The organism is Bacteroidales bacterium (genome assembly GCA_041671145.1).
Lineage (GTDB): Bacteria > Bacteroidota > Bacteroidia > Bacteroidales > JAHJDW01 > JAQUPB01.
Genome location: JBAZBZ010000036.1, coordinates 13,000 through 33,743, shown reverse-complemented (window position 1 = coordinate 33,743; position 20,744 = coordinate 13,000). Strand labels below are relative to the sequence as shown.

24 protein-coding genes are annotated in these 20,744 nt (G+C 31.5%); 4 read left to right on the top strand and 20 right to left on the bottom strand.

Annotated features, from left to right (window positions below):
• Both WC223_10895 and WC223_10890 read left to right on the top strand, forming a co-directional pair.
• On the top strand, positions 1-974 hold a 974-nt coding region (locus WC223_10895; GenBank protein MFA6924744.1), incomplete at its 5' end, for an RHS repeat-associated core domain-containing protein.
• Between the two features lie 6 nt (positions 975-980).
• Positions 981-1,547, top strand: coding sequence for a hypothetical protein (locus tag WC223_10890; protein MFA6924743.1), 567 nt, complete (start codon positions 981-983; stop codon positions 1,545-1,547).
• A 148-nt stretch (positions 1,548-1,695) separates the two neighbouring features.
• Here WC223_10890 and WC223_10885 read toward each other — a convergent pair whose 3' ends face one another.
• From WC223_10885 to WC223_10845, 9 genes are all read right to left on the bottom strand, one after another.
• Positions 1,696-2,397, bottom strand: a complete 702-nt coding sequence (locus WC223_10885; protein ID MFA6924742.1) for a hypothetical protein — start codon at positions 2,395-2,397, stop codon at positions 1,696-1,698.
• 64 nt (positions 2,398-2,461) lie between these two features.
• On the bottom strand, positions 2,462-3,307 hold the full coding sequence (locus WC223_10880) for a relaxase/mobilization nuclease domain-containing protein (protein ID MFA6924741.1): 846 nt from the start codon (positions 3,305-3,307) through the stop codon (positions 2,462-2,464).
• On the bottom strand, positions 3,282-3,860 hold the full coding sequence (locus WC223_10875; GenBank protein ID MFA6924740.1) for a hypothetical protein: 579 nt from the start codon (positions 3,858-3,860) through the stop codon (positions 3,282-3,284). The genes WC223_10880 and WC223_10875 overlap by 26 nt, the downstream gene beginning before the upstream one ends.
• Positions 3,853-5,298, bottom strand: coding sequence for a type IV secretory system conjugative DNA transfer family protein (locus WC223_10870; protein MFA6924739.1), 1,446 nt, complete (start codon positions 5,296-5,298; stop codon positions 3,853-3,855). Before WC223_10870 ends, WC223_10875 begins: the two co-directional genes overlap by 8 nt.
• A gap of 22 nt (positions 5,299-5,320) precedes the next feature.
• Entirely contained in the window at positions 5,321-5,482 is a 162-nt protein-coding gene (locus WC223_10865) for a hypothetical protein (protein ID MFA6924738.1), read from the bottom strand.
• 12 nt (positions 5,483-5,494) lie between these two features.
• Positions 5,495-6,214 (bottom strand): hypothetical protein, encoded by a 720-nt coding sequence (locus WC223_10860; protein MFA6924737.1) that lies wholly within the window; start codon positions 6,212-6,214, stop codon positions 5,495-5,497.
• 3 nt (positions 6,215-6,217) lie between these two features.
• Positions 6,218-7,294 (bottom strand): hypothetical protein, encoded by a 1,077-nt coding sequence (locus tag WC223_10855; protein MFA6924736.1) that lies wholly within the window; start codon positions 7,292-7,294, stop codon positions 6,218-6,220.
• Between the two features lie 23 nt (positions 7,295-7,317).
• Positions 7,318-7,674: a hypothetical protein gene (locus tag WC223_10850; protein MFA6924735.1), complete on the bottom strand. Its 357-nt coding sequence runs from the start codon at positions 7,672-7,674 to the stop codon at positions 7,318-7,320.
• Positions 7,675-7,694: 20 nt separating this feature from the next.
• Positions 7,695-8,372 (bottom strand): hypothetical protein, encoded by a 678-nt coding sequence (locus WC223_10845; protein ID MFA6924734.1) that lies wholly within the window; start codon positions 8,370-8,372, stop codon positions 7,695-7,697.
• A gap of 651 nt (positions 8,373-9,023) precedes the next feature.
• Here WC223_10845 and WC223_10840 point away from each other — a divergent pair.
• Positions 9,024-10,439 (top strand): DUF5655 domain-containing protein, encoded by a 1,416-nt coding sequence (locus WC223_10840; GenBank protein ID MFA6924733.1) that lies wholly within the window; start codon positions 9,024-9,026, stop codon positions 10,437-10,439.
• A 90-nt stretch (positions 10,440-10,529) separates the two neighbouring features.
• On the opposite strand, the gene WC223_10835 is transcribed toward WC223_10840, so the two are convergent.
• The 10 genes from WC223_10835 to WC223_10790 form a co-directional block, all read right to left on the bottom strand.
• Positions 10,530-10,979, bottom strand: coding sequence for a hypothetical protein (locus tag WC223_10835; GenBank protein MFA6924732.1), 450 nt, complete (start codon positions 10,977-10,979; stop codon positions 10,530-10,532).
• Between the two features lie 22 nt (positions 10,980-11,001).
• On the bottom strand, positions 11,002-11,490 hold the full coding sequence (locus WC223_10830; GenBank protein MFA6924731.1) for a hypothetical protein: 489 nt from the start codon (positions 11,488-11,490) through the stop codon (positions 11,002-11,004).
• 3 nt (positions 11,491-11,493) lie between these two features.
• Positions 11,494-13,695 (bottom strand): ThiF family adenylyltransferase, encoded by a 2,202-nt coding sequence (locus tag WC223_10825; GenBank protein MFA6924730.1) that lies wholly within the window; start codon positions 13,693-13,695, stop codon positions 11,494-11,496.
• A 3-nt stretch (positions 13,696-13,698) separates the two neighbouring features.
• Positions 13,699-14,808 carry a hypothetical protein gene (locus tag WC223_10820; protein MFA6924729.1) on the bottom strand — a complete coding sequence of 370 codons (1,110 nt, stop codon included), beginning with the start codon at positions 14,806-14,808 and terminating at the stop codon, positions 13,699-13,701.
• A 304-nt stretch (positions 14,809-15,112) separates the two neighbouring features.
• Entirely contained in the window at positions 15,113-15,514 is a 402-nt protein-coding gene (locus tag WC223_10815) for a hypothetical protein (GenBank protein MFA6924728.1), read from the bottom strand.
• A 175-nt stretch (positions 15,515-15,689) separates the two neighbouring features.
• Positions 15,690-16,484, bottom strand: coding sequence for a DNA adenine methylase (locus WC223_10810; protein ID MFA6924727.1), 795 nt, complete (start codon positions 16,482-16,484; stop codon positions 15,690-15,692).
• 1 nt (position 16,485) lies between these two features.
• Entirely contained in the window at positions 16,486-16,782 is a 297-nt protein-coding gene (locus WC223_10805) for a hypothetical protein (protein MFA6924726.1), read from the bottom strand.
• A gap of 26 nt (positions 16,783-16,808) precedes the next feature.
• Positions 16,809-17,681 carry a hypothetical protein gene (locus tag WC223_10800; GenBank protein MFA6924725.1) on the bottom strand — a complete coding sequence of 291 codons (873 nt, stop codon included), beginning with the start codon at positions 17,679-17,681 and terminating at the stop codon, positions 16,809-16,811.
• 44 nt (positions 17,682-17,725) lie between these two features.
• Positions 17,726-17,920: a hypothetical protein gene (locus WC223_10795; protein ID MFA6924724.1), complete on the bottom strand. Its 195-nt coding sequence runs from the start codon at positions 17,918-17,920 to the stop codon at positions 17,726-17,728.
• Positions 17,921-18,526: 606 nt separating this feature from the next.
• A complete protein-coding gene (locus tag WC223_10790; protein MFA6924723.1) occupies positions 18,527-19,453 on the bottom strand; it encodes a site-specific integrase in 927 nt (308 codons plus the stop codon).
• Positions 19,454-19,783: 330 nt separating this feature from the next.
• Here WC223_10790 and WC223_10785 point away from each other — a divergent pair, with 330 nt between their 5' ends.
• Complete coding sequence (locus WC223_10785; protein MFA6924722.1) at positions 19,784-20,275, top strand: JAB domain-containing protein; 492 nt, start codon at positions 19,784-19,786, stop codon at positions 20,273-20,275.
• A gap of 56 nt (positions 20,276-20,331) precedes the next feature.
• On the opposite strand, the gene WC223_10780 is transcribed toward WC223_10785, so the two are convergent.
• On the bottom strand, positions 20,332-20,556 hold the full coding sequence (locus WC223_10780) for a hypothetical protein (GenBank protein MFA6924721.1): 225 nt from the start codon (positions 20,554-20,556) through the stop codon (positions 20,332-20,334).
• Positions 20,557-20,744: the final 188 nt, after the last annotated feature.

Sequence of the window (20,744 nt, the reverse complement as noted above, 5' to 3'; positions counted from 1 at the left end):
ACGAAGCTACTACGAACACCCGCAAGAATTATTATACCTTCGGTATGCTGATGCCCGGGAGGAACTTTAACACCACAACCTACAGGTACGGTTTCAATGGCAAAGAGAAGGATGACGAGCTAAAGGGTAGTGGCAATAGTTATGATTTTGGGGCGAGAATTTACGATCCGAGAGTTGGAAGATGGTTGGCAGTTGACCCTTTATCTGGTAAATATCCCAATTTAAGTCCATATAATTTTGTTGCCAATATGCCTATATGCGCAATAGATCCTGATGGCAAATTAATTATCTTCGTAAATGGATATCGTCCTGAAAAAACACAAGGTGAAATTATGTCGTTTGGAGACAGAAAAGTTTTTAAAGACGATAAATACAAATATTGGGGAGGAATGGATGATAAATTTAAACAGAGAATAGGTGATAACAATGCTATATACGCGGATGCTTCTGAACCTGCATTTAGTTCTGCTGATGCAAGATATGAAATAGGAAAAGAACAAGGAATGGATATTCTTGATAAAATAAAAAATGGAGAAATTGTTTTGGCAAAAGATGATGCTGGGAAAGTTATTGAAACAATTAAAATCGTAGCCCATAGTCAAGGAGCAGCAGCGGCGGCGGGACAAGCTGAGGTTTTAACAAATGCTGGGTATAATGTTGAGGTTATTTATAACATAGCACCGAAACAACCAGGAGATATTAAAACACCAGAAGGAGTTGGTCGAATTGTTCAATATGGAAGCGACAAAGACTGGATAGCTCCTCAATCAAATATGCCCGGAGTAGATGAATCTGTTAAAATGCCTAATAATGGAAATAATGGTCATATTGGAGGACATTTATTGAAAAATATGGGTTGGATATTTGATATTATTAAAGGCAAAGCTGGTGAAGTAAAAAAAGGTAGTGATGTGGATAAAAGAGACCAAAAAGCTCAGGAAACGTTTGATAAGAATTTTAATGTTACAAAATAAAAAAATATGAAAATAAAAAGTTATTTTTTCATGACCTTAATTGTTTTTAACCTTGTAATCATAGCAGGATGTAAAACACAAGCTCAAAAATTAAATTGTTTAAATTCAATTATTGACGAGAATAAACGTATAGTTGATTATTCTATCATAGAAAAGTCGTTGAAAGACACAATAAATAATTGGATAAACAGAAAAATTGAGCTTGCTCAAGGATATAAACAAATGAAGTGGAAAATAGATGCGTTGATTTTTAATAAACAGAAGAATAAATGTTTTATTATTATTATAGAAATTGATACAAATTCAACAGCAAAGTTAGATTATGTAACCTATGGTGTTGGTCAACTACAAAATAATAACTTATGGGATTTTTATTTTGCTGGAATAACCAATCTTGTCGTTCCAAAAGGTAATGATTTTGAAAAGCTTTCAATAGTTGCAAGAGAAGAAATAATTAAAGGAGGAATTCTAAAAAAGGAAGAATGTATAGTTAATGAAGATTACATAAATGGTTGGTTTAATCAAAATTTATATGACAAGCACAAAAAGTTTTTAAATACAAAAGTTCAATAAATAATTTTCGAAACCCAATGTGGCTTCGAGTTTAACCGATAAAACAAAACCTCTTGTAATCAATGATCGCAAGAGGTTTTTTACGATTATGACCATAGTCGTAATTTTATTATATTCATTTCATCATAGTCGTTTTTGAATTTAACTTTCACGCTCTTTTTATTTTTTGCATTACATTATTTATTTTTATAATGGATGTAATTAAAAAAGATACAAAAGCCAATGAAACAATTAGTATTATGTAATACAAGCAATCTGTTATTGTGATTGGAGCGAGAAAAGTTATATGAACAAAACTAAAAGGAATAATAAAAAGAGCTTCAAATATTACAGCCATAATCCCCTCTACAATAAAATATGTTGTAATAAATCTTTTTATATCTTTTATTTTTTGCGTTTCCCAATTTGGAAAAAGATTATCAAATAAATAATCAAAGCACGATGTATAGGGTCTGTTGATAAGATTCTGTCTTATTTCTTCTTTTTTTTCTGTTATTTCAAATCCTAAAAAAATCGTTCCAACAATAGTAACAACGAATAACCAATTTAATTTTCTGTCGGGCTTTTTTTCTGCAACAGTAACTGATTCGAGAGTTTCACCCTTTCTGATAATATATTGGTTGCTGTCTATTTCACGGTAAAACATAAAAATATTCTCGTACTCATAAACTTTGGATTTCTTAATTAGCCAGTAATTGTGTCCTGAAATCAATTCGCACTTCTCTGCTTTTGCATTAAGGACAGAGTATTTATCGTCCTTTGAATTAGAAATTAAAATTTCAGTATCGGCTTTTGTTTTTGAAACCTGCGCCATCACTATCAGGCATGCAAGTAATAATTTTGTTTTCATAAGGTTTAGTTTTAGTTTAAATTATTTATTGCTTTATTTTATTTCTGATTATTTATTGTATTTGTTATCGATTACGACCCAATTTTTTTTCATTTGATTTTTTCCTGAGTTCTCTTAAATCTTTTTCTCGCTTCAATGACCTGTCAAGGTATTGCAACCTTTCATCAGTAAAGCCCAAGCGGTTTATTCGAAATTTCTTTCCATTAAAAATAACTCCTGATACTCTTCCACCTCTGATATATGTTTTTAATCCGTTTTCATTTAACATTTCAAAAAAAGTATCTTTTGAAATTGCTTTCTTGTAACACATTTTCAGCATCCCAATCAATTGTTCTTTATCCGTTGCCCTCCCTGTTCTTAGCTTTAGTTGGTATTCTTTGTCAGAGAGGGCATATCCTTTTTTTTCGTGATTTACTAATGATTTGCTTAATTCAGGATATTTGTCAATTTGATATTGCTGTATATTTTTCTTTAGTTTTTGTAATTCAATTTTTGATAATCGCATTGCTTTACCTGTCTTGTATTCAATACCGGAAGCACAAATATGCACGTGGTAATGCTCTTTGTCAAAATGAGGTGTGGCAAGGTATAAGCCGTTAATGCCTCTGTTTTTGATATATTCTCTTGCAATGTTTTCAAGTTTTTCAATTGTGATATTTTTTGCATCGTCTCGGTGAAAGCTGATGATTTCATGCGTTAGCACGACAGAATCGGATCTTTTGCTTTTGCGGTATTCCTCGTTTGCTTTAAATTGCTTTACCCATTCGTTTATATTATTCCCCTTTAAATTATGCGATACAACAAAGCTGTTTCCTTTCTCATCAAATAATCTGTCTTTATCGTAAAGCATATAATTTAAAAGTTTCTGAAATGAATTTTTGTTTTTATGTGATTTGATTTTGATTATCATCTTTGTTAAGAATAGCGAGTAATTGTTCTTTTAATGCCGGTTTTTCTTTAATTTCCTTTTCAACCAATTCTTCAATTGTATATGGCTGTTTCAATATTTTATTTATTTCTTCCTCTAACTTCTCAATTTTCTTTTCAATAATTTCGTATTTCAATTCCCTTTCGTAGCTGTATTTTTCTTTTTGTTTTACTATTGTCTGAATTTCATTCAAGCATGCTGATAATAATTGCTCCAGTTCAGCAATTTGCAAGCTATCCGGAACAATGTAAGTTTTGTTGATATAAGCGAGAACAGCCGATTTTAAGAATTCCGTATTTTTCATTTTATGCCGTCTTGCATGATGCTCCACTTTTGATAACTCCCCTTTTTCCTTAGAAAAACGAAGTGTAATTTCCTGCTTTGATTTTCTTTGTAATCGCTTTTGTTTTGTAAAATATATTTTTCTGTAATTACGTTTTGCAAGCTTAATTTCCTCGTCCGTACCATTCTCAAGCACCCCGATTGAATCAAGATAATTCCATATAGCACCTTTATGTCTTTTTGCATTACTCATATTTTACTTTTTCGGGAACATTAAGGGGTAATATCGGAACAGAAACAGGCAAATCCTCATTTAACATATTAGGAGCAGGAATCTTGCTGTATGCGTTATATGTGATATTTTCGTAATATGGTTTTAGCTTTGCCTTGACAGGCAGGTGATGTCCGCAGATTAAAAGAGCTTCATCAATGGGCATAGTACGGATTTCATTGCTCGTCATGAGTTCCCGCACAACTGTTTTTTTCTTCTCTTCATCTTCATATTGGTATTTGCCGAGCGTTTGCTCCAATTCCTTGCAAGTTTCAAGAGACTGTCCTGTAAAGTACATTTTTAAAAAGCAATTGGCTCTAATGCCGTCTGCGTCTGGCTTTCCGTAGTTGTGAATTAATTGATTGTAATCTTGCAAAAGCAACATTGCTCCAGCCCTGTGTTTTCGCACATTTGCGATTGCAAGCGGAAGCGTTGGCAAATTCAAACTTGAGCATTCATCAATTAAAAGAAAAATATCCTGTTCGTCATCATTCGGAAAACGCCCAAGCAGAAAGGAAAAAAACTGCTCGAAGAAAAGCGAAGTTAAAACAGAATAATATTTTTGGTCGGCAACGCTGTTTTGGATAAACAAAACAGTTGGCTTGTTGCGGAATTCCATAAAATCAAGATTGTCGAAACTTGTGACGCGGGCAACTGAATCATCACTGAATAATTGCAGTGCGGCTTTGCAGGTGGCAACAACGCCCGAAACAAGCTTATCATCATGGCTGATAAATGATTTGTACTCGGAAAATAGGACTGGGTCGGCGTTTTCGCTAAATAACTTATCTACTCCTTGAGGACTGCCTCCCAGTTGATTCAGTAATTGGCGCACATTGTACAAGTTTTGATATTCGCTGTCCTTTGTTTTTAAAATGCTAATAAGCATTGTAAGCAATGATTTTCCCTGTAATGACCAAAACGGATCTTTGGCTTTACCGCTTCCCAAAGTTGTTTCAATTAACATATTTGAAACCTTATTAATTTCACTGGAAGTGGTTGCTCTGAAAATAGGATTGTACCCACAGGAGATATGAGGATTTGCAAAGTTTAATACTTTTACTTCATATCCTTTTTGTTTTAAGAAACCGCTTGTTTTAGAAAACAATTCCCCTGATGGATCATGGGTAATAAACGAGCCTCGCATTGAAAAAAGAGAAGGAATCAGCACAATTGTCGATTTGCCGGTTCCCGTGCCACCTATGCACATCGCGTTTTGAAAAGAATCCTTACAAGTTAAATTCTTTTTTCCGGTCAAACAAAATCCGTGATTGAAACTGCTGAGCAAAGTTCCTATTGATGCAAAATCGGCTGAATATTCTTTTTTCTTACTATCAAAAAAAACACTTTCCAGCATCTCTACACCTGAACTTAAAATACTATATGCTCCTTCAAATATTGAATTGATAATTGTTTCCATAAGTTTATATTATTAATGGTTATTAAATATGTTTTTTCAGAGATTCGGTTAAATGCTTGAATATTGTTTCCAGTATGGAGGAAGTACAATAAAGAAGCAGAATAAATACTTTTAATGCAAGCTTAAAAATCATCTCAAGAAGGGTTTTAAGCATTTCTCCCAATACTTCGAACACTTTTTTCATTATTATTAGGTTTTAGTTTATGTTTGCTGAAATATGAACTGTCGCACCTTTTGCTTCAAGCATGCTCTTGTAGAGTTGCGAAGCTATTCGGAAATTCTCATCATCAGTAGTATTTTTCGGTTGATAAATAAAATACACCATAACGCCTTTCAAATCGCCAAGTTTAACAAGAGAATCAAAATACTCCTTGATTTCAATTGGATTGGACTTTAATAAGTTCCAAGTGTCATTAGCGTAAAAGCTCATTCTTTTTGAGTTTTCCATTAAATCAGAATAGACAAGCAATACTTTTTTATCTGCGCCACTTTGGCTTAATTGGTTTAATTCAGTTGCAATTGAAAACCAAACCTCCGAATTGTCTCTACCGATATCTTCTTTTGTTGCTGAACTTATAATTATTTCTTTTACTTCATCATTGTATTGTTTTACTTTCTTTGGTCTGTCATATCTGTTGCCTAATAATTCATTTTGCTCTTCAATCTTTTTTTCAAACATCGGATTATAGCTCACATTGGTAATATATCTTAAGTTAAAGATTCTTCCGTCCCAAATGTTTTTACCGGAATTAAGAAAAGAAAGTATTTCATCAGGTTTTGGCTTGGCAATGAATTGATCAGTCAAATCAACTACTACTGAAACAGCGTTTGTTTGAGGTTTGAAATTAATTGTTGTACAGCCTGCAAATACAAATAAAATTGCTAATGCTGAAATTAATAAGTTTGTTGTTTTCATAATTTAGTACTCTTTGTTTTTGTAAATATTAAAATCATAATCAATATTTAATTCAGGGATGACTTCATTAAAACACTTTGGATTATACCCGCTTCTGTTATTTAGGAAGTACGTCTCTTTTGCCTTAGATACAGCAAGTTTGAAAATCATATTTACAATGCTTTTATTTGTTTTTGCGTAGTGATCTATCTTTACTGTTATATCTTGCTTGTTGTTGTACTCTTTTCGTAGATCCGCTGTGTTTTCAAGTATTGCCTTTTTTTCTAATTCTAATTTTTTTATTTCTTCATTTATTTTTTTGTATTCATTGTATCTTCTGGTTTCTTCTTTTGTCGGATAATGCATGTAGTAAATGAATACTGCAACAATGAATAAGAACATATTTATAATCGCATAAAACAATGTTCCGAAAGACAGATAGCCGTGTCCAAAGGCTAAAGAACGCAAGCAACTAAGAGCAATAACTACTATGGATACTAAGGATAATGATTTGAACAGATAATTTCTTTTTTCTTTTGGTGTTTCTTTGCCTTTGTATTTTAAAGCAATGTGCTTTGAAGCTTCAGAAAAGGCGAAAGTTACAGGTAAGGCGATTCCCATTGAAAAAAGCATATTATCTCCCAAAAACTGAAATGCCATCGAATTGAAGATTGCCTCTGCTATAAAGATAATTGTTGCTTTAATTCCTACTTTTCTTTTATTTGCCACTACATCTTCACAATTTAAATGCCTTTTATCCGAATTTAAGACAGTTATCAAGTTGTCAATTGTGATAATTCTTGAAGTTGTATTTTCAAATATTTCTTCCACTCGTTTTGAATCTCTTACTACTTCGGGAAAGTTAACTGCGGGTTGTAGTTTTTTACAAATATTAACTCCCATAAGCTCGCATTCAGACTGAATACCGCCGAATACAGTACTGAATTTGTCATTTGATTCATTAATTATACCCCTTACGCCAATATCTATTCCGTATTTTTTGGCATCATTAACGATTCTTATTTGTTCCGACAAAACAAAATCTTCAACATCTTTATTGTAAAGGCTGGTAATTTCATTTAATTTATTTGGATTTTTCATAAGATTATGTTTTTGAATTATAATTAAAATGATTTTAGTAATTCTAAATTTTTGATTTTGTTCAACCTGATACTATTTATCGACCTTTCTCTGCTTATAAGTTCTTCCGCTTTTATTTCAAGATTCTCGTATTGAGATTTTTCTGATAATTCTTTAGCATACCGCGAAAAATTCATTTCTATTTCAGTAAAATCAGAAGTTGGAAACGCTATCTCCTCGCCTTGCTCATTTGTAGCGACATAAGTTATTTCATCGTTGTCGCTTAAAGCTGAATTAATCTGACCTAACTGTTCGATAGAGCCATCAGACAAGAATCTTGAAACTTTTACCATTCCTGCCCGATCCGGCTTGCTAAATAATATTTTATTGGAATGAGCCATAATTGAAGTTTATTTAATTATTAAATTTCCATTTCATAATCCTGTTCATTTTCCTGCTCCAAATCGTCATTGTCGTTGTTTCTTATGTCATTCAATTCGGCTTCCCTTTCAGAAACTTCATTGTCTTGTTTCTCTATATCTCTGTTATCAGGTGTTCGGACTTCCTTATAATCATTTGTTTTTTGATTGCTCTCTTCTTTTAAAAGCTCGGAATCATTGTATTTTTCGATGTTTTTAGCATCCAATTCCTTTTCTGTTCGAATGTTTTTTTCTTTTTGCTCCTGTTTTGAAATCTGTTGGCTCTTTGACTTTTCGTCTTTCTTTTCTCTTACATTTTTAATTGCATTCAATCTTTCTGCTCCTTTAGGATTAGCGATTGCTTTGTCCTGAGCTTTGTTTTGTTGTTTTGGAATTCTTGACATTTGTGCCATTTTCGCCAGTTCCACTAAGGTTTTTCTGTCTTCCTTAAATTTACTCTTTAGTGTTTTCAAGTCATGTATGTCAGAATAAATCTGATTACCTACTGAATCTCTCGCCGAGTAAACGTACTTTTTTAATCCTTGATCGTAAACTCTGTGGACGTATGCTGTGGGTATCCACCCGTCCTTTTCGGTTCTTTGTTCAATTTTCCAGAAATACAGCCCATTGGGTGTTCTGTCATGTTCTGTGATTCTTGTTGTACTCATTAGTGTTTCCATAATATTTATTTATTTTTAGGTTTATAATTTTTTTTTATTTTTTTAAACTTGTGCATCTTAGCTCTACCTTTTTGTTTTGCAATATTGACTTTTTCATATACTGTTTTCTTGCTTTTAATTTTTTTTTACAAGTATACATACATTCTCTGCTTTATCGATTACGCTTGGCTTTACGACAGCTTAACTGTTGCTTAACCGTTAACCTTGCGTTAATTATTTTACAAATGTCCCACGCTTTTTTATTGAAAAGAACGTATGCACGAATGCGGACATTTTTTCTCCGAAAACAATAACAAATTTACCGCTTGCAATACCCGTTAAAGTGCCATGCGGGCTTGACACTGAAATTATTATTCTTTAAAAAGAAATTCCTCAACCTGACTTCTATCCGCATTCTGCTCTCTAAAGGGTTTTGCTATTGATTTATTTTTTGTTTTAGTATAAAAGGTATTTACAGGGAAATAGTAATTCAATTATTGGATTCTATTTCTAAAACCCGTTTGGAAAAAACCAAGCGGGTTTATTATTTCTTGACAACTCGCTTGCTTTAATTTCTAAAATGGATTTTCCATTGACGAATTCCTGTGCGGAGTTAATATCCCCTCAGAACAGATATTTAAAAAAATAAATAAAAATTTAAACCCTTGTATTATGAAAAAGACAAAATCAAAAAAAGCTGTTAGCCCCAAGAAATCAAAGGTTACAGCAAGCAAGAAAAATCAGAAAACAACTCCGAAAGTAAAAGCGGAGAAAACTAAGAAAACGGATTATCCCTCGTGGACAATGCCTGAACACTTACACGAAAGCGATCATAAAAACTTAAAAAGAATTTATGAATTGCACAAAGAGGGAAAATTTGATGTAGCTATTAGCTTTGCCAGTGGACTTGACACCATTGTCAGAGAAGAAATCCCGCTTGATATTTGGAAAGAAATCGGAGGAACACTCACTAATAAAGCCGAAGAAGAATTAAAAAGCATTAAGAAAAAGGAAGAAACAAAATCAGAACAAGCGGAAGCAACAAGAAACATAACTCATTTTCCCCATCCGCATGTTATGAAAAATGGCAAATTGCAGGAATTTACTGATGAATTTAACATAAACAGTAAATGTGTTGATGAAGCGAAATTTTATAAAAAAAGCGATTTGGAAGAATTTGTTATCGAAAATCACAAAACACTCTTCGGAGAAAACACTGTCATTATTGATAACACAAAAAGCACAAATGAGTATTTTCCGAATATGTTTTTGTTTGACTTCAAAGAACAGGATAAGCCGAGAATGTATGTAATAGAAGTAAATGTTTCAGACGACAGCTTGGGACTTCTTTATGCCCGTATTACTCATTTTATAGCTTCATTGAAAAACAAGAATTACCAAAATGATTTTCTTGCCCTGCTTTGTAAAACAATTGATGCGGACAAAAAAGAGAAAAAAGAATTACAAACAAGATTAAAGGAAGAACAGGACATTCCCGGACTATTATCCGAAATGCTTGATAACAGACCCGCTATATTGCTTGTAAAAGACAATGAAAATGCTGTTTTAGATTTAATGCAAACTGTATATGTTGAAACTTGGGGTAAAATGATAAGGCAGATTCTTGTTAAAAAGTATTATTGTAATGATGATACGATTTACAATGTAAGTCCCCTCTTTGCTAATATCTGGAAGAATGAGAAAATCAAGAAAGACGAAATTGTAAAATGCACCGAAGAAGATCATTTGAATGCAGTATCGGAAAACATCAGAAACATTTACAATGAAATCAAAACCGCTTTGCTTGAAACAGACGACACGCTTGAGTTTAATGCAAAGAAGCATTACGTCTCGGTTAAGAAGAACAAGAATCTTATGTTTTTTCATTTACGAAAGAAAAACATCAATCTTGTTATAATGAATCCCGAAGATGACACGAGAAAGCAAATCAAACACCATGAGATTAAAACTCTTCCGGCATCAGTGCAGAAGTTTTGGAATGGGGCTTGTTGCACGCTTGTTATTGAAAATGCTGACAATTTAAAAGAAGTTAGCAGTTTATTAAAAAAGATAATTGTAAAATCATGAGTTGAGATATTTCGTAAACAAGCGGTCTTAGTAGTATATAACAGAATGCCATTTTATTATTAAAGTGGCATTTTATATAAAAAAGTAGTATTATTTTTTAGATAGTTCATCTATCCCTTTAATAATAAGTATTCCTGCTCCTAACATTAATAAGAACTTTCCGGCACTTTGAACTTGCTTGCTTTCATTTTTCCTAAACTGTACTTCGTTAGCGTAATTTTCACAATTATAGTTGATCAAACTATATGGTGTCCCTATTTTGCTGATTGCAAAATTTACTGCATATTGCCGTTTCTGTTCATTTCCAGTAAATTTTCTTATGGCGACAGGTTTATAATCTAATAAATATTCTTTAACTTTTTCTTCTGAAATCCATGTTACTCCTGTACCGCTCATGTTTGCTGAAAACCAGTGTTTCCTGTTTTCGTCCTGCCCCATGTAAATTATATAATGATCAAAAATACTTAGAAATTTTTTGCTTACTATTATAGCGTCTGCTGGCAATATGCCATTTTGTGTTATTAAATCATTTATTGTCATAGTTTTTATTATTTAAATTAAATTATTCATTATTTACTTCAACTCTTTCTTTAATATATCTTGTTTGCTTTCTATATGAAAAAAGGAACAAACATAATAACAATATTATTAGCAACTCTATACTCCACGTTTTAATAAATGGTATTTCTTTTTCAATAAAATCATATAATTTAAAAATTAATAATAATAAAAATAATGAACAGATGGTTCTATACATATTATTAATTTCCGAAAACAAATCTACCTTAGGATCTTTCTTTGATGCCTTAATAAAATTTTTATATTCAGTAAATTTTAAAAACCTAAATTTCTTTAATAATGGTTCTATTAGCAATGACCCGAATCTACTTATTACTAATCCTATAAGATAATATAAAAATACTCCTATGATAATGTCATCTTGTATAAAATTATAACTAGTACATTCTTTTAAAAGAATAACAAAAGTAATTCCCGGAAATAGGTAATTGAAAATGTTATACGTCGATAATTTATCAATTAATTCCTTCATTTTTTATGTATTTAAGTAAAATTCATATTTATTATTATCACCTGCAATTAGCATTAATGCTGGTAATCCTTCTTTTCTCATATTAATCTGTAGCCATGTAAATAATATGTCATCGTCTTTGCTTCGCATTACACTACATCCGTCGGGGTGTGAATGCCATTCCCCCACATATTGTAAAAGTCCTAATGTTTTTTTATCAATATCATCAAGATAATTTTTTACATTTTTAATTCCACGGATATATGCTGTCGGATATTCTTCACTATCTTCGGGTGCTAATATAGTATCAACAACATACATTCTTTTTTGGCTTATATCATAATTTCCAATTAATATTCCACCTGTTTCATTAGGTAATTTCGATTTTCTTGCTTCAATAATTTTATTAATTATCCATTCATCAAATACTAATGTCCAGTTCCCCATATTAATTTCAATGATTGCATATGGTTCAACATTCATCCTTTTTATAGTAAGGTCTGCATTATTAGAAATCCAAATGGATATTGTTGCGTCAGTATTTTGATTCAGGGTTTTTATAAATTTTGAAGCAATTGCAGAAAATGTCGCAATATCATCTTGTGTCACTTTGCTACTAATATCCCTACATGAAGTGGAATATCTGATATTTTCTTCAGTTCGTTGCAAGTGGTTTTGCAAATCATCGCGATATAAAAGAGCCCTATAATATTGTACTTCTAAAGCATCTATTTTAATTTTTCTTTGACTATCTTCTGCCAATATTATTAAGTCTGTACCTTGGGGATTTAAAAATATCGAAACTATTCTGCTTTTTTCTGTCGCAAATTTTCCAATTTCTTTTGTTACTGATGAAGATGCAGACATATCTAATATTAAGTCTACGTCATTTAATTCTTTAGCAATATCTTCAATATTAAAATCCTTAAGAATATTTGTGAATACTGGTTTAGCAACAGAATCATTTAATATATTATTCGCTTTTGTTGCTAAACTCACTACCTTTGGAAAACCCACATCTGTTGAATCTAAATCATGCCTTGAAAGATTATGTGGAAATAAAATATCATCATCAATAAGTGTCCATTTACCAAATCCTGCCCTAATACAATTCATAAAAACTTGTGAACCTATGGCTCCAGAACCTATTGCTAAAATGTTTGGATCATTTGAATCAGTTAAGTTATTTAATCTTCTCGCAAGTGCTTTATTAAAAGTAAAAGCTGGTCTTAGAGTTCCTATCATAATATTTTTATAATTCTCATCTGAAATATCAGTCCTATTTAAGATTTCTACAACATATTTTTCTGACCTCTCCCATATTCCTATTTTTATTCCAATTTCTTCAATAGAATCATTAGTTATAAACGCATACGTATCATAGATATAATTAATGTCTGCTTTGTCTCTTTTTTTTGGTAAATAAATAAGAAAAATTATATGTTGTTTTAAATCAATTTTTGAAGATTTATATTCTTTTATTTTTTTTAATAAATAATCCCTAAAATTTATATTTGCTAAATTTAAAAACTCTGCTAACTGAAAAATGTTTTGTGTTGCATGTCTTATTATTCCATGTAGTTGTGGCTCCCCAGTAATTATTTCTAAAACTGCATTTTTTTTCTCAAAAAGAGGATAATTTATTCTAGTTGCTAGCAAATTAACTCTTCCTGTTCGTTCTTTGCTTAAAGCGTAAATATTTAATGATTCTCCTTTTTTAATATCATTGGGAAATATAAATGTCCCATCATAATATAGTAATAAAGGTTCTAATGGCTGATCTTTTTGATGCAAAATACCCAGTGCTGTCAATTTTAACCATTCACGGATTCTTTCAATAAATCTAAAACCAGTCCAGTTAACTTTTAATTCTTCATACGGTAAATCATATAAACATAATGATCTTGGAAACTCTTCATATTCGAGGTTAAGATGTGGTACTTGGGGAAAAGTTTTTCTTAATGCAAATACTTTAGGTACAGTATTTTCTTTTATATTAAACTCAACCGCAATCTTTTCTTTTTTCCTGATATCATATATAGGATATTGCCCAATTTCAGAATCAACAGTAAATATTATTAATTCATTTCCATTTTCCTTAATTATACATTTTTCAAATTGACAAAAATCATGTGTTATAACAGATTCAAGAACATCAATTGCTCTTGAATCTGTTAAAAAAGAGGAATCAACAGTTTTGCCAGATATCTCAAAATATTCTTCCATAATTTATCCTGCTCTAGGTGAAGGTTTATTTGAAGCAAATCCTGCACTTATCACTTTCTTTTGAATTTTTACGCCATCATCACCAATAGTTATAATTATTGGCTCCGGATTTTCTTTATTTGGGAATTCCATTGTTACTTTAAACTCTCCTTTTTTCAATGCTTCTATGTCTTTGTAATACATAGCTGCTTCTTTATGTGGCGGTTGTACTTCTTCGTCTTTCTCAGGTATTTCCCAACTTGGAGAAATAAGTATTCCTCCATCTTTTCCTTTTTCCTCAAACAACCATTTAACTTGGTCTGTCGGTTTTGTTTTTGATTTTCCCCGGTCATCAGTATTTAAAGCTTTATAGCTACAATGATGTGAAATGTGGAAAATGTCCCACTCCAAGCGTTCTTCTCTTTTATAGTATTTCGTAATATCAACGATATCATTTAACAATGAAGATTCGGCATCAGCACCAAAAATAATTTTACTGTTTTTTGCATTATTAAATGTTGCTTGAAGAATAATGCATGCTTCATTTCTATCAATATCTTTATCATCGATATGTTCCGAAAAGGGGGAATGCACAAAAAATTCAACTCCATCTGTATCTAAACTCCAATCTGGTACAATTGCACCAGCATTTACAAGCAGATGTGCAACTTCATCAAATTCGATCCCTTCACCCTTTAGCCAATCTTTTAATTTATCTGGCTTTGAAAAAACTTTAATATTCTTTTTGTTTTTTAGTCTGTACCTTGCTTCTTTCTTCATAATTCTGCCATCTTCATGATTAATTTCCGAATCTTTTTGTAACAAAACAGCAGCAGATACCCATAGATCGTTAATTTTTTTTCTTTCAGTGCTTTGATATTTTTTATCATGTTCCAAATAAAAATATTCAGAAAACCCTTTTACATGGTCTTCATCAGCATGTGAAAATGCAACTACATCAAAATCATCTTTTACAGCTTTATTTAATTCCGTGGGTAAATCTATTCTTTTATCATTTTCATCATCCTTACTTTTCATATTTGCATAATCAAAAAGAATCTTCTTTCCATTTGACAGTTCTATCAAAGTACTGTCAGCATTACCTAAAGGGTAACAAGTAGTTTTATGTGTCATATTCAGTTATTTTTTTAATGTTTCAATAAAAATGTGTTTTTCTTTGGGAGTTAAAAAAAATGCATATATTTGCTTGCACAAAAGACCTAATATTAAAGGGTATAACCCTCAATAAAAGAAATGCAAATTCTCGGTCTATTGTCTCGGATGCTCGGCTCCAACTTAGCATCCGATTTTTTTTGAGTATATCTTTAATCCATAGGCTTTCTTTTTTTAATTTTTATTATTTTGTTAAATATCGTGCCATTTCATTCAGTTGCAATAAAGTGCGCCATATTGTCATTTATTTTTAAAAGCACTTTCGTTATTGCTCCTGTATGTCTTGTTTGGTTCGTCTCTTTTTATTAACCTTTTTTGTTAACTTAAACATTTTTATTCCTTCATGTTCATAATCTGTAATTTCATATTTTATATTTCCTTCCGAATAATCAATACCCTTCTTGTCAAAAAAAGGCTTTGTATTAATATAATAATATTCCCCTGCTTTAATAATTTTAAAGGCTTCTTCTATAACCCCATTAACAACTTCTATATAAAGGTTTTTAAGTTCGCTGTCATTATCTTCGTATGCAATCTTAATGCTTTTTGTGTTGTCAATACTAAGCTTCTTTATTGCATTATCATTAAAACCTAACTTGCCCGTTTTATGAATAGAGCATTTTACATTTTTGTCTAATTCATTAGCCTTAACAAAAATTAATCCCATAGTTATTTCAAATTTAAATGCAAATATACAAAGTAATTTGCAAATATACAAGTTTTTTTATTGTTATTTTTACATTTCTTTGCATTTTCTTGTATGCGTTCTTATACGCATTCTTTTTAAAAGCTGATAATCAGTGTTGTAATAACACATAAAGATAAAAGCATCAAAGTATTTTTTATTTGTGTGTTTTTGTAATAAAATTACTAGTTAGCACCTCAGTTTTTGTTTTCCGCTTACCTAATGCCACAGATACAGAAATCCCCTCAATTTTTGTAGTACACCATTTGAATTTCTTGCTATATTTTTCAATAAGTTCAGAAGGATAGGAGCTAAGAATAAACTTCCCTTTTATTTTGGAAAGTGTTTTTAATAAATTCTCGAAATCCTGTTCTGTATAGCCTTTGTAATGCCCCATGTCAGCATTGTAATACGGCGGATCACAATAAAAGAATGTGTCTTTGCTGTCCCATAATTTAATTACTTTTAAAGCATCACGATTTTCAATTTGTGTTTGCTCCAAGCGTTTTGCATAATCTTTTGTAAAATTATTTCTTTTGTTATTTAAACGGCTTGCAGTTGAATTCTTCTGTAAGTCGCATCTCCAAGTACCACCAAGCATTGAAGCGAAACTTTGATTTGCTAATGTCCAAATAGCCGATGCTCGCCTAACTTCATTAAATAATTTTGGATATTTCATTACTACTTCGGCTGTCTCATGTTCTTCCCTGCTGTGCAATGTGCCTTTAATTAATTTTGCCAGTTTTTTGTAATCCGTTTTAAGAACCTTGTAGAAATTAATTAACTCACCGTTGGAATCATTAATTACTTCAACCTTTGCCGGAGATTTGGCGAAAAACACCGCCCCACCGCCAAAAAACGGCTCACAGTAGATGCGATGCTTAGGAATCATAGAAATGATACGTTCGGCAAGTTTCTGCTTGCCTCCGTAATAGGTTAAAGGAGTTTTCATGTTATTTTGAAGGACGAATATTCTTTTTTAAAGCCGAGTATAACTGACTCCAAAAAGAATATGGGACTTTAGTATTAAAGTAAGGACGTAATAATTTATATACTCCGATTAAATGAATTTTTCTATACAGCAAAATATTACTGTAAGTTAATATATAAACACGACCATTACTTTCCTCGACAGCTTTTTTCTTAATCATTAACTCATCAAAGCTCCCTGCTTCCTGCAGTTCTTTTGCAAAGAATGAAATCTGAGTTTTTGAGAATATATTTTGTTTGTTTTTTTGATTTTTTTTCATTGTTTAAAAAATATAGAATTAATAATCTACTGCAAATCTTCCCAGTCGAACATAAATATTTTATTCTCCCCTGCTACTTTTCTTAATTCTTTTCTTGTACCCTTGAGCTTTGCATTGAAATGCGATATTCCATGAGTAAAGTTATCAGAATCGTTATATGCAAATTTCAATTCCCTGAGTTTTACATTTGATTCCTGAAAACGAAGAATTCTTTTTATTACTTTTTTTATTTTGGTTTCTACTATTAAAGGTTGATTGCGTAAATACTCTAACAGCAACGAATTGTCTTCATCTGAAACTAAAACATGCATAAGCAATTCTTCAAGAGGAATAATATACATTGCATCAATTGTTATTTTTCTTTCTTTTGATTTGTTTTTCATTTTATTATTAATAATAATTTTTTGTAAGAGTTTATCTTGTAAAGGAATTTCTCTTGTATAACGCATATTTTGCGCTAGTTCCTGTCTTTTTTTGCGTAAGTCCTCCGCAAATTCTGCGTAGGTTTCGTGAGTTTTACAATCTTTTTCACAGCTTTTACACTTGTTTTCCACAAACGCAAATATTGCGTTAGCGGGACGAAAGAAAAGCTTTTGCTGTCCTTTTCGCTTTTCTGAAGTATCAAGAAGTTCGCCTGATTTAGATAAAACATCAATTATTTTATTTTTAACAAGAGATTGAATCGCATCATTAATTGCCCTTTTGGAACATCCTGTTTTTAATGCAAGAAAATTATTTGAAAGCCAATCTATCTCTTTTCTTTTTGACTCAGTGCTTAAATCTTTCCATCCAAGAGTTTGTCTGATTATAATTAAAAGCACTTTAAGTTCTGCAATTTTAAGTTCTTTTAAATATGTGTCAAATACCGCATTTGGAACGGGTATTGTTTTAATATTCATAGAATATTTAATTAGAATTGATAAAGGAAAACAGAAAAGCTATTTTACTTTTCTGCATCTATAACTGGAATGCTTGGCACTCTTTCGCAGATGTAATAATCAACATTGGGATTATTAAAAAGGCGAAGATATATACTGCCCTTTTCTGTCAGCTTCATTAAGCCAGCCCTGTATGATACTTCCTTTTTCTCGCCATCTTTTTCATAAACCCTTTTTGTGTAGACATCAAAGAATTTCATTATTTATTTTATTGTTATTATTTATAAACTCGACCGACGAGTTTATTGAACTGAAAGCCGGTCAGATTAAATTCTTATACATAGTGATCTATGGAGTTGAAGTTGCCGTCCGATTATTTCCATTTGTCAGTGTTGTTCGCTTCTTTATTCGCCTGTTCACGAATAAAACCCTTACGGGCAACACTGATGAAAACGTTTTCCAAAAACTAAATTCTCTACAGACAACTCCACAGGGCACTATGCACAAAACAAAAAAAGCACCAGCTATTCAATAAAGAATAACTGGTGCTTTTTTCATCTACAATATGGGCAATTGAGATTATTTTGATGATGAGATTTGAATATAACTAATCAATTTGTTAAATTTTTGTCGTATAACCCATATTGTGCGACGTTGAGGGGTTATAAATTTAGGGGTTGAAAAGCAATCCCCTATGTAAACTTACCACTAGAAAAATTTAATATTCAAAATATATTTGCACTTGTTATTCTTTTCTTTGAAAATTAATTTCAATAAACTTGACTGTGAATAAGTTTAGCACAGTAAAAAACTAATGCAAGCAAATGCAAATGTGGATAAACATTTTCTCATAGAAACCTTTAAATTTAAGCCATCTGTGGATGTTTAAAGAATACTTTTGCGGTTCTTTCATATTGTGCCTGTCTGAGATATGCCTTTGCATTTCTTTCAAAGTCCATGTCGGAGTATTGCTCATAAATGAATGTTGAAACAGGATTCATATGTCCAAGTCCTTTTTGAATAAAAGAAAGCGGAGCGTTCATGTCTCGCCTTTTGTGAGCCCAGCCATGACGGAAACTGTGCGGTGTAACTCTTTCAACTATGCCGGCTTTGTTTGAGTAATACTTAACTATTCGTTCCACGCTTCGTGTCGATAATCTTGGATTAAAGCTCATATTATTCACCTTCCCCACAAACAATGCTAAAGCATCTTTGTTTTCAGGAATTTCCGAACGCATTGTTAAATATTTTATCAGCAGTTGTTGTGTTCTCTCCGACCAAACGATTATTCTTTTATTTGCAGTTTTCTTTGTTGAAATAACAGCAGCCAAATTTTCAACATCAATTTGCGATACGTTTAAATCAGTTAATTCGGAGACACGAACTCCTGTGTCCCACAACATGCGAATGACAAGCAAATCTCTTAAATTCCAGAAATCATTATCAGGAATTATTGAAACGATTTTTTCAAATTCTTCTTCCTTTATTGCCCTGTGTGATTTTGCATGACCTTTTTTTCTTTTAATAAGTGATGGTGGAAGACAGGTGTAATTCTGATCTCTGAAATATTGAAAAAAGTTTTTAATTATAACGGAAGCATATTCCAAACTATATGAGCTGTAATGGGCTTTGATCCATTTCTGGTAGTAAACTATGTCGGTAATCCTATATTCCTCTATCGGTTTACTTCCGCAAACCCTTATAAACTGAATAAGCCAGCTTTTATAAGCAATACTTGCTTTTGGGGAATGAATCCCCTTCCAATCCAAATACTCCTCTATATATTTTTCCATATATGCACAAAGCCCGCCAGAAGCGAATCGGGCGGGCTTGTGCATATACAAGCTAACACCAAACAAAAGAAAAGTAAAGTGTTTTCTTGTATACAAATTTCAGCTCGTTGTTCGCTTCTGCACAGATATTTTTTAAGTATCTGTGCGACCCTTTCGGGGCAACGGTTCTTTATTATTAAATTTTTAATTCGACACTAACCCATAAAGTATATATACTTCCCTGTTTTAAAGTCAATATTCCGTTTGTGGATACTGTTTAAAACTCTTGCCTTTCAATTTTGCTGATGCTATGCTCCCCTCAAATTAGTTCTTTACTAAAAAAATAAAAAAGTGCAAACAGAATTATTATTTGAAAAAAGCGAGTTAAGTCATTTTGAAACGAGCACGGAATTGGCGGAAATTAAGGTTGTGTATAGAAACGAAAATAAAAGCAAAGTTAAAATAACAAATTCCAAAGATGTGTTTAATATTTTAAATTCTCTTTACGATAAAGACACTATCGGATTTCAGGAACAGTTCTATATGCTTCTGCTTAATAAAGCTAATGTTTTCTTGGGGTGGACAAAATTAAGCACCGGAGGAATAAGCGGAACTGTGGTGGATTTGAAAATTATTTTTGCAACGGCTTTGAAAGCTTTATCCAGTGCGATAATAATTTCGCACTCACACCCCTCAGGAAATATAAAGCCGAGCAATGAGGATATTTCAGTAACAAAGAAAATAAATGATGCCGGTAAATTGTTTGAAATAAAATTGCTTGATCATGTTATTATCGCTCCTGATGGCAGTTATTATAGCTTTGCTGATGAAGGTACTTTGTAGTGAGTTTTAAAATGACAAATTAAAGTTAAGCCCGATGCAAAATGTATTCGGGCTTTTTATATTTCAATATAATCTTTGTATTTTTCTATTCCGATTTTTTTTATAAGCCCTTTTACAATTTCATCCATGTTGTTGTTTTCTGAATAAAAGGATATCTCATACCTTTTCAAATTCGGAAATATTATCATGCCGACAAAGTTCTTAATTTCTAAAAGAAAAAAGAATGTAATAACTGCTAATGTTTCGTTTTTCTCATCTCTGATTATAAATTTTCGTCCCATGTTTAATAAATTTTTCTTGCAAAAATAATGATTTTATTTCTATTTTAATGCCTCTGCACATCTTATTTATGAAAGGAATAGAGAAAACAAAATATTTTTAATTTTTTAGAGTGTTTAGAAAAAAAAGTTTAATTTTGTTTAAAATCACGTTCTTTTATTTATAGAAAAATATTAGCGTTAGCTTTTAT

What these genes read in the sequence shown, in the direction of transcription:
- WC223_10890 (MFA6924743.1), top strand. Translation starts at nt 981, where the DNA reads ATGAAAATAAAAAGTTATTTTTTCATGACCTTAATTGTTTTTAACCTT.
- WC223_10885 (MFA6924742.1), bottom strand. Translation starts at nt 2,397, where the DNA reads ATGAAAACAAAATTATTACTTGCATGCCTGATAGTGATGGCGCAGGTT.
- WC223_10880 (MFA6924741.1), bottom strand. Translation starts at nt 3,307, where the DNA reads ATGATAATCAAAATCAAATCACATAAAAACAAAAATTCATTTCAGAAA.
- WC223_10875 (MFA6924740.1), bottom strand. Translation starts at nt 3,860, where the DNA reads ATGAGTAATGCAAAAAGACATAAAGGTGCTATATGGAATTATCTTGAT.
- WC223_10870 (MFA6924739.1), bottom strand. Translation starts at nt 5,298, where the DNA reads ATGGAAACAATTATCAATTCAATATTTGAAGGAGCATATAGTATTTTA.
- WC223_10865 (MFA6924738.1), bottom strand. Translation starts at nt 5,482, where the DNA reads ATGAAAAAAGTGTTCGAAGTATTGGGAGAAATGCTTAAAACCCTTCTT.
- WC223_10860 (MFA6924737.1), bottom strand. Translation starts at nt 6,214, where the DNA reads ATGAAAACAACAAACTTATTAATTTCAGCATTAGCAATTTTATTTGTA.
- WC223_10855 (MFA6924736.1), bottom strand. Translation starts at nt 7,294, where the DNA reads ATGAAAAATCCAAATAAATTAAATGAAATTACCAGCCTTTACAATAAA.
- WC223_10850 (MFA6924735.1), bottom strand. Translation starts at nt 7,674, where the DNA reads ATGGCTCATTCCAATAAAATATTATTTAGCAAGCCGGATCGGGCAGGA.
- WC223_10845 (MFA6924734.1), bottom strand. Translation starts at nt 8,372, where the DNA reads ATGGAAACACTAATGAGTACAACAAGAATCACAGAACATGACAGAACA.
- WC223_10840 (MFA6924733.1), top strand. Translation starts at nt 9,024, where the DNA reads ATGAAAAAGACAAAATCAAAAAAAGCTGTTAGCCCCAAGAAATCAAAG.
- WC223_10835 (MFA6924732.1), bottom strand. Translation starts at nt 10,979, where the DNA reads ATGACAATAAATGATTTAATAACACAAAATGGCATATTGCCAGCAGAC.
- WC223_10830 (MFA6924731.1), bottom strand. Translation starts at nt 11,490, where the DNA reads ATGAAGGAATTAATTGATAAATTATCGACGTATAACATTTTCAATTAC.
- WC223_10825 (MFA6924730.1), bottom strand. Translation starts at nt 13,695, where the DNA reads ATGGAAGAATATTTTGAGATATCTGGCAAAACTGTTGATTCCTCTTTT.
- WC223_10820 (MFA6924729.1), bottom strand. Translation starts at nt 14,808, where the DNA reads ATGACACATAAAACTACTTGTTACCCTTTAGGTAATGCTGACAGTACT.
- WC223_10815 (MFA6924728.1), bottom strand. Translation starts at nt 15,514, where the DNA reads ATGGGATTAATTTTTGTTAAGGCTAATGAATTAGACAAAAATGTAAAA.
- WC223_10810 (MFA6924727.1), bottom strand. Translation starts at nt 16,484, where the DNA reads ATGAAAACTCCTTTAACCTATTACGGAGGCAAGCAGAAACTTGCCGAA.
- WC223_10805 (MFA6924726.1), bottom strand. Translation starts at nt 16,782, where the DNA reads ATGAAAAAAAATCAAAAAAACAAACAAAATATATTCTCAAAAACTCAG.
- WC223_10800 (MFA6924725.1), bottom strand. Translation starts at nt 17,681, where the DNA reads ATGAATATTAAAACAATACCCGTTCCAAATGCGGTATTTGACACATAT.
- WC223_10795 (MFA6924724.1), bottom strand. Translation starts at nt 17,920, where the DNA reads ATGAAATTCTTTGATGTCTACACAAAAAGGGTTTATGAAAAAGATGGC.
- WC223_10790 (MFA6924723.1), bottom strand. Translation starts at nt 19,453, where the DNA reads ATGGAAAAATATATAGAGGAGTATTTGGATTGGAAGGGGATTCATTCC.
- WC223_10780 (MFA6924721.1), bottom strand. Translation starts at nt 20,556, where the DNA reads ATGGGACGAAAATTTATAATCAGAGATGAGAAAAACGAAACATTAGCA.